Origin of the sequence: Bradyrhizobium sp. th-b2, from assembly GCF_000426785.1 — a bacterium.
GTDB lineage: Bacteria > Pseudomonadota > Alphaproteobacteria > Rhizobiales > Xanthobacteraceae > Bradyrhizobium > Bradyrhizobium septentrionale.
The window spans coordinates 1-10,301 of sequence record NZ_AUGA01000117.1 but is presented as its reverse complement, the minus strand read 5'-3'; the positions used below and the strand labels follow the sequence as shown (position 1 = coordinate 10,301).

Sequence of the window (10,301 nt, the reverse complement as noted above, 5' to 3'; positions counted from 1 at the left end):
TCCCGGAGAGCCCGACCGCCAGCACTCCTCGGACAAGTTGAGGGGTGCACTTGCGAGGAGCAACTTCCTGCCAAGCGAGGAGGTCCTCATCAACGATGAGCATGACACAGCTTAGTTGAGGCCAGCGAAGAGGCCGAGGACTCTAGACAATCTGCACGGCCTTCCAGCGAGCGGCAGCTGAGCGAGATCGCCAATTCAGGCGGTCGCCTGCTGACGTCGGTGGCCCCCACCCATCAACAGGGTGCATCGCCATGGCAGGCGCAGCCGATGATGCAGGCGAGCGGCTACGAAGATGCCACGGCGCCGCATGCGGTCGCGACGTACGCCGAGGACGCCGCTGCGCAGCACAGCGCGCCGCAGGGAGCTGTCAGTCGGCCATTGGTCCTCCCGGAAGGTTACGATCACGATCTGCGTTTGATGGTGGGAGATGTCCCACCGTGGCCCGGGGTTCCTCCTGAGCAGGCGCAGGACATAGTCCAAGCTGGACGGCAGCAACCTGCGTGGTCCGCCTCGACCTGGTCGCTGCAGATGCCGCTCGACTTTGATTTGAGTATGTGGCCGACCTTGGAAGCATCGCCAACGCACTCTGCCAGGGCTCGCTCAGACGCTTACGGCGGTCTTGAGGTGTCGTTTATTGCTCTTCCGCGAAGCAACAACAAGGATGCAGAACATCTCGCAGGTAGGCTGGACTTACCATGTCGAAGGCCGAGCATAACCTTGAACCGGTACCCCACGGGCAATTCGTGAGCGAAACAAACAAACGACCACAGGCGCTAAAGTCGAAAAAATATGCGAGATGATCTGTCGCGCGCTGTCCTTGCTTCCGCTGTAGCGAGGAGCTTGCGCGGCGGCAAATGCAAGAACCGGCTCGGTAGGACTAACTGAAAAGCCTAATTGCGATCGATGATGAGAGGGAGCGAAGCAAGCCAGTGCGATCCATCGCCGCCGGCCGCTGTCCGATGGGATTTGAGCAGAACAGCGGCCAGGCTCTCGCCAAGCTCCGGCCCGAAAGAATCTTGCGCGGCCAAGTAATCGAGCGTCTTACGTTCGTCGAACCGAACCATTTCGACGGCCCATTCGACAACCGGTCCGGTCCCTCCGATTGCCGGACCATCGCGCCCGCGTATGATTGGCACCATCCCGCGGTAGATGGAGGGGCGTAGCGCTTGTTGATGGCAATCTCATCCTCGCAAGCGCGCCGCCGCTTCTCCAATGTCGAGTAGTCGAGATAGGGAAGCTTGACCGCTCGCTTGACCTTCAAGACGCGCGAAGGTTCGAGAAAGACGATCGAACAATGGGTGTCGATCCGTTGCACTGGCACGTTCGGCGGGCCAGAGCCGGCCAGGAACGACAATGCGGCGGCCTGGCCTGCCTCGTCCGCGTCGGTCGATGATGCCGGCGTCATCACGGTTTCAGAACGGCTGCGCCGACGAGCTTGCCGTCGCGCAGGTGGGCGAGAGCGTCATTCGCCTGATCCAACGGGAATACGGCGACGTGTGTCCGGATACCAACTTTCGCCGCAATCGTGAGAAAGTCGGCGCCATCCTGCCGACAGAGACGATCTGCCGTTCACCCCAATCAACGACAAGGCGCTGGCGTTGCCACCGCTCGACATGAACCTGGCGCACGACCTGGTGAGTCGGACACGGGTCTCGCGACCCGATAGGGATGCATGCCGTCCGCCTCGTGGATTGAGACATATTCGCCGATCCGAAAGCGCTCGTTGCCGAAATGATATCCGGCTTCATCGGCGGCTGCGCCGGCGACGTCGTAGTGGAAGCGCCAGCTGTCGCTCGGTCCGCGCACAAGGTGGCCAAGCTGATCGCCTTCGGCGGGTCGTTGTCGAACGACGCGGCAGGCCTCGCGATGCGCTTTCCAGGTCTCGACATCGATTCGCGATGCTGTGTCTAGCGGGGCGACGATGATATAGCCGATCGCGGAGGCGCCCTCGGGGTAATCATGCTCGCGTGCACGTTCGAGCCGGACCAATGAGTGCGGCAACGCAGTGTTTTGCAGAGGTTTGAAAGCCGCACGATTCATCGAAATCTCCCTGAGCGCGCCCGGTGCTGTCGGCCAAAACGTGCCAAATCGTAAGCCTTCGGCCCGCAAAGCCGTTGATTTGCGTCAAGAACGTCCTCGAGGCCGTTGAAGCCAATTGCGTTGTGTCAAACACCGTCGCCGCCAGCCTCCTATGCCTGATCGGTGAACTCGGAGTTGGTCCCTTGCTTGACGTACCGGCATTGACAGTGAACGCAGACGATCCGCACGTGCTCACCGCATGCGGGGCCTGGAACGTTGCCAATGTCGAGCAGTTGGAACAGCTGTGCGAGCGTGCCGCGCGCACCGACATCGGGTCGATTGATCTGCGTCGTGTCACCGCGCTCGACACGGTCGGGGCTTGGCTGCTTGAAAGGTTGGCCCGCGGTGGCGCAACCAGAGCAGCCCTCACCGGTGCCGACGGTCCGTACGGCGACCTGCTGGAAGAGGTGCGCGAACTGAACCGTTCCGTGCCTGCCGAACGCGGATCCGTTAATCCTCTGCTGGCGAAGCTCGACCAACTCGGTCGCGGCAGCAGACGGCTGGCGACCGATTCCACGGCCTTGCTGCATATGCTCGGCGCAATCAGCATGGCGCTGCTCGGCGTTCTCAGGCATCCGCGGTCATTTCGGCTGACTTCGACCGTCTATCAGCTCGGCAGGGTGGGATGGCATGCGGTGCCGATCATGGCGCTGATCACGCTCCTGATCGCGGCCATCATCGCTCAGCAAGGGATTGTCCATTTCAGTCGTTTCGGCGCGGAGTCCTATGTCGTTGACATGGTCGGCATCCTCGTGCTGCGCGAGATCGGGGTGCTGATCGTCGCTATCATGGTGGCCGGTGACCGGGCAGCGCCTATACGGCTGAGATCGGCGCGATGAAGATGCGTGAGGAGATTGATGCCCTCAGCACCATGGCGCTCGATCCGGTTGCGGTCCTGATCCTGCCGCGGATCCTGGCGCTCGTGGTGGCGCTGCCGATCCTTGCCTTTCTCGGATCGCTCGCGGCGCTGTATGGTGGCGGTCTCATCGCTTGGCTCTATGGCGGGATGAGTCCCGCGATTTTCATTGCGCGCCTCCACGAGGCGGTTTCCGTCACGCATTTCGAGGTCGGCATCATCAAGGCGCCGTTCATGGCGCTCGTGATCGGCGCGGCTGTGGAGGGGCTGAGCGTCAAGGGCAGCGCGGAGTCGCTGGGACAGCAGACGACGGCGTCGGTCGTGAAATCGATCTTTCTTGTAATCGTGCTCGACGGGCTGTTCGCGGTCTTTTTTGCTTCGATCGGGATGTAGTCATGGCTGGCTCCACGGCGATCCATATCCGAAATCTGGTGGTTGGCTTCGGCAACAAAACGATCCTCAACCATCTCAATCTTGACGTGAAGGACGGGGAGATACTTGGCCTTGTTGGCGCATCGGGAGGCGGCAAATCGGTGCTGATGCGGGCCTTGTCGGCCTGTTGCCGAAACGCGGCGGGCAGATCGACTTTGAGCGAGAAAAGTGAGTGCCGCTGGGGTATCCTGTTTCAACAGGAAGCCCTCTTCTTGGCCTTGACGGCGCGACAGAATGTCCAGTTTCCGCTACGCGAAAATGCACACCTGTCGCCACGGCTCCTTGATGAGATCGCGGATGCCAAGCTCGAGATGGTGGGCCTCACACGGGCGGACGGGGACTTTTCCTTCCGAACTTTCGGGTGGAATGACGAAGCGGGTGGCTCTCGCACGGGCGCTTGCGTTGGATCCCGCTCTCTTGTTTCTGGACGAGCCAACCTCCGGCCTCGATCCAATAGCAGCGGGCGAATTCGACGCCTTGATTCGGACGCTACACCGGACGCTTCGCTTCACCGTGTTCATGGTGACGCACGACTTGAACAGCTTGCAAGCGATCTGCGACCGGGTTGCCGCGCTCGCTGACGGGCGGATTGTAACTGTCGGCCCGCTGTCTTCCGTGCTCGGATCCGACCATCCTTGGGTCAAGGCTTACTTTCACGGAGCTCGAGCGCAGACGGTCGGCTTCGGCTCCTAGGCAGTAGAGATAGATATGGAAATTCGCGCGCCCTACATCGTTATCGGTGCATTCGTATTGTCGGCAATCGTCGCCGTATTCGGCTTCGTCTACTGGCTGAACAACGTTGGCGGCATTGGCAAGCGGGAGTCCTATCAGCTCGTCTTTACGGATCCGGTGCCCGGGCCCTGGTTGGCGCAGGCGTTCTCTTCAACGGTATCCGCGTTGGCGAGGTCACAGACCTTGAGCTGGTTCCAGAACGCCCGCGCGAGGTTCCCGCCAAGATCGCGGTCGCCGAGCGCACGCCGGTGCATAGCGACACGCGTGTCGGTCTTGATTTCCAGGGAATAACCGGCGTTCCGGTGATCGCGCTGGAAGGTGGTGATGATCCCGAGGCGCCGCCGGCGCGCGAACCACTGGTGGCCGAAAAGGGCGCGGGGCGGAGCATGACGCAGGCTGCCCGCGATGCGCTACGCCGGGTGGATACCGTTCTGTCCGAGAATGCCGTACCGCTGCACAGCACCATCGAAAATCTCAGCACATTCGCCGAAGGACTAGCGCGCAACACGCCGAAACTCGACAATATCGTGGCGGGACTTTGAGCGGATGACCGGCGGAGCGCCTGCGCCGCGCAAAGTGGTGTACGACCTTCGCGCGGCGGACAGCTTTGGAGCGCAACGCCATACGAACCTGCCCGTACCGCTGATCGTAGCGGAGCCGACCGCGATCACCCGACTGCAAACTCAGCGCTTTCTGTTCACGCCGGATGAGGAAACTCAAGGGTTCGAGGGGGCGCAGTGGAGCGATAGTCTGCCGGCGTTGGTGCAGGCGCGGGTGCTGCAGAGCTTCGAGAACTATGACATCGCACATGCGCCCCTGCGCGCCGACACTGCTGTAGCTGTAGAGGGGGCATCGCGCCTTCTGATCGACTTGCGTCGCTTCGAGATCGCGCTTGGGCCTCAGCCGAAGGCGATTATCGTACTATCAGCCAAGATCGTGGATCCGGACGGTCACCTCAAGGCGGCGCAACTCTTCGAGGAAGCCCGAACGATCGACACCCTTGCGCCCGCTAACGCCGCCGCGGCCTTCGACACGGCCTTTGGCGCGCTGGCGCGCAAGCTCGTGACGTGGGCATCGGCATCGACATGAGTGAGCGAGAAGGCATTTGTTTTGCAAAGCAGTCGATGGCTGGAGATCGCGACGCCAGCCGGATGGTCGGTCCGGATGAGTATCAGCAAGGTTCCGAACCTGGCCCCTTCCTCGGCCAGCGAAGAAGCGCAATCGGACGGCCAGCGCACCTCTCGGGTATTGATCCGGATCGGTTTTGGCGCCGCGCCGCGATTGACATGTGTCAGGCGCGAACAGACGGCCGGTGCCAAGCTACGAGCGTAACCACCAAGCCCAACGGAGGCTAGCCATGTTTGCGATGGACGTAATGCGCACCTCGTTCGCGACGATTAAGCCAGAAGCACACTTGCTTGATGCCGCGCGGCTGTTGCTAGAGACCGGTCAGCGAGGTTTACCGGTGCTCGACGGGACCGGATCTTTGGCCGGCGTAATCTCGGAAGGCGACTTCCTTCATCGGCGATAACTCGGTGTGCACTGCCCCGAAGGGTTTTGGCTCGAATGGCTGCTCAGCAGAGAGGAAGGAAAGCTCGTTCGCGAGCCCACACGAGCCCTCCGCGTCGATGCCGTTATGAGCCGTAAACCCGTCTGGGTGGAGGAGTGTGCAACGGTTGATGAGATTGTTGCTGAAATGGACAGTCGTCAGATTTCGCAGGTGCTGGTGCTTCGTGACGCGCGGGTTGTCGGTATCGTGGGCCGCTTGCAGCTACTTGTGGCGCTCGAGCGAAGCCTGGCCGGAGTTCCGGCCGAATAAGCCTTGTTGGCCCAGGCGAGCTGCAATCGGATCATCGTGTTGGGAAAAAGAAGCCCGGCGGATCGGGCGGGCTGTATCGAGACAACCGCAAGGAGGATGGGGCGCTCGCCTTAGTGACAGGTATTCAGCCCGACCCGGTCCGTCGAAGTTTGAGCTAGCGCAAAAGGATTCAACAAAAGTCGGGGCGGTGGTTGGACAGGATTCCGAATGTGCTCGATGCATGGGCCGCACAACGGCTGGACGAACGCGATCGCGATCAGCAGATCCCCGGCTGTCGAGTGTCGGCTTCGGCTGGCCGGCACGTCGCGGATCGAAGCGGTAAGAACACTCCGTCGAAGGGACGCTCTGAGGTCATAATCAGCCTGGACGTTAGGCAGCGCGCCTATGGGTCGCGCTGGATCGAGCCAGATAGGCGTCGAAGGCGGAAGCCAACCTACGGACCAGGAATTCGGCTCCGTCGCTCACGGAGATCCGATCGTCCTTCATGGTCACGGCACCATCCGCGATGAGACTGAGAAAGCGCGCCCGGTCGACGACGGCAGTCCCCGGGTCCCGATTATGCGACCTAGCGATTCTGGACAAGTCCACGGTCATGTCGCACATGAGCCGCTCGATGATGTCGGCGCGGAAGCGGTCGTCTTCCGTGAAGGCGTAGCCCTTGATGGTTGCAAGCCGATCGTCGGCGACGCGTTCGAGATAGTCGCGGGTCGCGACCGCGTTTTGCACGAACCCTTTGCGGCATGATGGAGCTTGCTCCGATTCCGATCAGCGTGTCCGCAACATCGTCGGTATAGCCCTGGAAGTTTCTTCGTAGCCGCCCCTCCCGTCGTGCGATGGCGAGACTATCGTCGGGGAGGGCGAAGTGATCAAAGCCGATCCGCACGTAGCCGGCATCGACGAGTGCATCCGCGATCGCTTCGGACTGAAGGTGACGCTCGATGCTGTCGGGCAGGGCTTCCTCGCCGATCTTGCGCTGGTGCTTCCTGAACGAGGGAATATGCGCGTAGCCGAACACCGAGAACCGGTCGGGGCTCAGCTCGATGCACTTGGCGACGGTGTCCAGGCACAAGTCCATCGTCTGAAGCGGCCAGCCGTACAGCAAGTCGAAGTTCAGATTCCCGATTCCTGCGCGTCGCAGCAATTCGACGCACCTGGTAGTCTGATCGAAGCTCTGGAGGCGATTGATCGCGCACTGGACCGCCGGATCGAAGCTTTGAACGCCGAGGCTCACGCGGTTGACGCCGCTGAAACCCAGAGCTTCCGACATGGGCTCGGTCAAAGTCCGCGGGGCGATCTCCACGGCGATCTCGGCGTCGGGCAGCACGAAGTAGGAATAGCGCGCCGACGAGGTCGGCGAAAGTGTCCGGCGTCATGATCGCCGGTGTGCCGCCACCGAAGTGGATGTGTGAGATCGGTTGCCGATGACCGATGGTATCCGCGACCAGGTGCGCTTCGGTACGCAGACCCGACGCGTACACGGCGATAGGATCGTCGCGTTTGCTGATCGAGGTGTGGCAACCACAGTACCAGCACGTGGATCGACAGAATGGCACATGTAGGTAGATCGAGGCGGGTCGCCGGGGCGTTATCGACTTCAACCATCGACGGTAGTCAACCTCGCGGATCGTCGGATTGAAGTGCGGAGCCGTGGGATAGCTGGTGTCAGCGGGGGAGCCGGTCCGGTCCGTATCGTCTTGCAAGATCTGAGTGCATTGTCTGCCTTTCCTCTGGGCGGACATTGCAGGAAGTCGCGTTCGCAAACGTTGCGTCAGGTCAACTTCGAGCAAGCTAGAAACGTTTGAAGACGACAAGGATCGTGTCCACGCTTGCGTCCTCCCCGCGGTTTCACCGGTTATCGGCTTTCCAATGGCCCTGCTTCTTCAAGACATTAGCGACCTCCCTGGGCATGTAGGTTTCGTCGTGCTTCGCCAGAACTGGGTCGGCGCGGAACATGCTCGATGCGTCGAGCGCGCCCTCCGCGACAACGCCCTGTCCCTCCCTGAACAGGTCCGGCAAGATGCCTCTGTAGCTGACCGGGACGCTGGCTCCTCCGTCGGCGATGCTGATCGTGGCCGTCAGACCGCCCTGCGCGCCAGCGAGCCCGGCTGGACCACATCCGCCGAGCCGGAAGCGCTTGCCCGCTCCGATGTGGCGCTCGGCTGCCATCGTGGGTGTAGTGAAGAACACGATGGAATCACGGAGCCCGCTGAGAACCAGTCCCGCCGCGAAGCCGAGGACTGCGAGGGAACTACCGATCATCACAGGCGCCGTTGTTTACGTGTCATGTCTTTCCGCGCTCGTGGTTACGCTGTGCGCTCGTTGGTTACGCCAACACCTATTTCGATGGCCTGGATCACGCCGACACTTTGCGCCAGCTCAAACCGAAGACGCGCCGTCCGGATCGTCTACGTCCGACGCACCAGCTTTGCGGCCTTCCGGACTGCGTTGGCCAAGATGGTGCCGGGGCGTTCAACGACCAGCCAGAAGCCCAGATTGGTCGGCGGAACGCCGGCCGCGCAGCCGCCCGACTTCGGATCCCGAATGAAGTCGGTCATGTGGGCGCGATGCGCGCCTTCGAACGACGCGGACGCCGCAATTGGTGTTCGTGAACTGCTCGCGGCCCCCATTTTGGTGGGGTGTCGCGCGGCCGGCTTTCGTGGTTGCTTTGGTCGCGATGGCCGCTCGCGCTCCTACGCCGTAGCCAGACGATTCAGCGTCGCATGATTGTGCAGCTCGACACGACGCGAGGTCGGCAGCGAAATCGCGCCGCTCTGCTCGAGTTGGGTGAAGGTCCGCGACACGGTCTCGATCGTCAGACCAAGGTAGTCGGCGATGTCTTGCCGTGACATCGACAGTTCGACGACGTTATTCTTCGCGACGCGGCGTTGCATGTCGAGCAGGAAGCCGACGACCCGCTCTTGAGCAGTGCTGATCAGGAGACCCAGATGCTCCTGGAAACGGCGCAACTCGCGCGCGGTTGCATTCCAGAGCTGGCGCGCTAGCTCCTTTTCTTGGGTGGCACGGGCCATCAGCGCGCTGCGCTTCACTGCCACGAGGCGGGTCTCACAGACCGCCTCGGCGGAAGATATGTGGGTTTCATCGGCCTCGAGACCAAAAATGTCTCCGGACAGGTAGAAGGCGCCGATCTGGCGGCGTCCGTCTTCCAGGATCCTGTAGGTCCGCACCGCGCCGGAGATCACCTGATAGAGATACTCCGCGTCCTCGTCCTCGCCGTAGATCTCGGTGCTGCGGGCAAACCGCATCGAGGTACCCAGCGCGCTGAACGGGCCGGTCGCGGGAGCTGCTGCTGAAATGGCTCTGACCGGATGTGTCAATCGGCCTCCAAATTTGACCCCTCATCGGCTTCCAATTTTGACCCCTTCGCGCGGCGGGGTTTGATGGTAGCGCTCGTCTCGTCGGAGCTGGCCGGGATTGCGGAGACGAGACGAGTGCGGGTGGCGTGATCGTCGTCGCGGCTCTTGAATCGCCAGCTGTCATTGCCGGTCTCGACGATGTCGCAGTGATGGGTCAACCGGTCGAGCAGCGCAGTGGTCATCTTGGCGTCGCCGAACACGCTGGGCCATTCGCCAAAGGCGAGATTGGTGGTGACGATGACGGAGGCGCGCTCGTAGAGCCGGCTGACGAGATGGAACAGAAGCTGGCCGCCGGACTGGGCAAAGGGCAAATATCCGAGTTCGTCCAGGACGATGAAGTCCATCCGGGTCAGATGCTCGGCAAGCCGGCCCTGACGTCCGTTGCGGGTCTCGCTCTCGAGACGGTTGACGAGGTCGACCACGTTGTAGAAGCGGCCACGGGCACCGGATCGGATGCAGCTCCTGGCGATGGCGATGGCCAGATGGGTCTTGCCGGTACCCGTTCCGCCGACCAGCACGACGTTGCGCTGCTGGGCGATGAAGCCGCCGCCGGCGAGATCATTGACCAGCGTCTGGTTGATTGGCGTGCCGTCGAACTGGAAGTCGGCGATGTCCTTGGCAAGCGGCAGCTTGGCAATGGTGAGTTGGTACTTGATCGATCGGGCCTGCTTCTCATTGATCTCGGCGGTGAGCAGGTCGCCAACGATGCGCCGAGGTTCGTGCTGGCGCTTGACCGCAGTCGCCATGATCTCGTCGAAGGCGGCCTTCATGCCATAGAGCTTGAGCTCGCCCATGAGATCGAAGATTTGGGTTCGTTCCATCAGATGGTCCTCCGGAGGTTATCGTAACGGGCACAGTCGGCGATCGGCGCATGGCGGAGCGTCAGTGCGGCCGGCGTCATGATGTTGGCCGGTGGAGCGGGTTCACGTTGCCGGGCCAGGATGTTGAGAACGACATCGGCGGAATGGACGCCGTGACCGAGCGCTTCGGCACAGGCGGCTTCCACCGC

Annotated in this window: 7 protein-coding genes and 7 pseudogenes; 6 read left to right on the top strand and 8 right to left on the bottom strand. The window is 61.9% G+C overall.

Annotated elements, in window-relative coordinates:
* Positions 1-877: 877 nt before the first annotated feature.
* Both K359_RS60205 and K359_RS60195 read right to left on the bottom strand, forming a co-directional pair.
* The gene (locus K359_RS60205) at positions 878-1,405 is read right to left on the bottom strand and encodes a hypothetical protein (RefSeq protein WP_245284918.1); all 528 of its coding nucleotides are present in this window, start codon (positions 1,403-1,405) and stop codon (positions 878-880) included.
* Between the two features lie 173 nt (positions 1,406-1,578).
* Positions 1,579-2,040 carry a hypothetical protein gene (locus K359_RS60195; RefSeq protein ID WP_245284917.1) on the bottom strand — a complete coding sequence of 154 codons (462 nt, stop codon included), beginning with the start codon at positions 2,038-2,040 and terminating at the stop codon, positions 1,579-1,581.
* 182 nt (positions 2,041-2,222) lie between these two features.
* Between K359_RS60195 and K359_RS55690 the strand changes: the two are divergent.
* The 6 genes and pseudogenes from K359_RS55690 (at position 2,223) to K359_RS65245 (ending at position 5,918) form a co-directional block, all read left to right on the top strand.
* Positions 2,223-3,328: pseudogene (locus K359_RS55690) on the top strand (MlaE family ABC transporter permease).
* Positions 3,329-3,330: 2 nt separating this feature from the next.
* A pseudogene (locus tag K359_RS66080) lies at positions 3,331-4,060 on the top strand (ABC transporter ATP-binding protein).
* Positions 4,061-4,075: 15 nt separating this feature from the next.
* Positions 4,076-5,188, top strand: a pseudogene (locus K359_RS55680) (MlaD family protein).
* Positions 5,189-5,431 (top strand): hypothetical protein, encoded by a 243-nt coding sequence (locus K359_RS62490; RefSeq protein WP_156929048.1) that lies wholly within the window; start codon positions 5,189-5,191, stop codon positions 5,429-5,431.
* A gap of 25 nt (positions 5,432-5,456) precedes the next feature.
* Positions 5,457-5,630 (top strand): CBS domain-containing protein, encoded by a 174-nt coding sequence (locus tag K359_RS65250; protein ID WP_224496638.1) that lies wholly within the window; start codon positions 5,457-5,459, stop codon positions 5,628-5,630.
* A 105-nt stretch (positions 5,631-5,735) separates the two neighbouring features.
* Complete coding sequence (locus tag K359_RS65245) at positions 5,736-5,918, top strand: CBS domain-containing protein (protein WP_224496639.1); 183 nt, start codon at positions 5,736-5,738, stop codon at positions 5,916-5,918.
* Between the two features lie 369 nt (positions 5,919-6,287).
* On the opposite strand, the pseudogene hemN reads toward K359_RS65245, so the two are convergent.
* The 6 genes and pseudogenes from hemN to K359_RS55660 form a co-directional block, all read right to left on the bottom strand.
* Positions 6,288-7,631, bottom strand: a pseudogene (gene hemN, locus K359_RS55670) (oxygen-independent coproporphyrinogen III oxidase).
* Positions 7,632-7,772: 141 nt separating this feature from the next.
* Positions 7,773-8,203: pseudogene (gene ccmE, locus K359_RS55665) on the bottom strand (cytochrome c maturation protein CcmE); the annotation flags it as partial.
* A 120-nt stretch (positions 8,204-8,323) separates the two neighbouring features.
* A pseudogene (locus K359_RS62485) lies at positions 8,324-8,525 on the bottom strand (formylglycine-generating enzyme family protein); the annotation flags it as partial.
* An 83-nt stretch (positions 8,526-8,608) separates the two neighbouring features.
* The gene (locus K359_RS0144455; RefSeq protein WP_245284916.1) at positions 8,609-9,253 is read right to left on the bottom strand and encodes a helix-turn-helix domain-containing protein; all 645 of its coding nucleotides are present in this window, start codon (positions 9,251-9,253) and stop codon (positions 8,609-8,611) included.
* Positions 9,250-10,113 (bottom strand): IS21-like element helper ATPase IstB, encoded by an 864-nt coding sequence (istB, locus tag K359_RS0144450; RefSeq protein WP_029084848.1) that lies wholly within the window; start codon positions 10,111-10,113, stop codon positions 9,250-9,252. Before istB ends, K359_RS0144455 begins: the two co-directional genes overlap by 4 nt.
* 8 nt (positions 10,114-10,121) lie before the next feature.
* Positions 10,122-10,301 (bottom strand): annotated as a pseudogene (locus tag K359_RS55660) (IS21 family transposase); the annotation flags it as partial.

What these genes read in the sequence shown, in the direction of transcription:
- K359_RS60205 (WP_245284918.1), bottom strand. Translation starts at nt 1,405, where the DNA reads ATGACGCCGGCATCATCGACCGACGCGGACGAGGCAGGCCAGGCCGCC.
- K359_RS60195 (WP_245284917.1), bottom strand. Translation starts at nt 2,040, where the DNA reads ATGAATCGTGCGGCTTTCAAACCTCTGCAAAACACTGCGTTGCCGCAC.
- K359_RS65250 (WP_224496638.1), top strand. Translation starts at nt 5,457, where the DNA reads ATGTTTGCGATGGACGTAATGCGCACCTCGTTCGCGACGATTAAGCCA.
- K359_RS65245 (WP_224496639.1), top strand. Translation starts at nt 5,736, where the DNA reads ATGAGCCGTAAACCCGTCTGGGTGGAGGAGTGTGCAACGGTTGATGAG.
- istB (WP_029084848.1), bottom strand. Translation starts at nt 10,113, where the DNA reads ATGGAACGAACCCAAATCTTCGATCTCATGGGCGAGCTCAAGCTCTAT.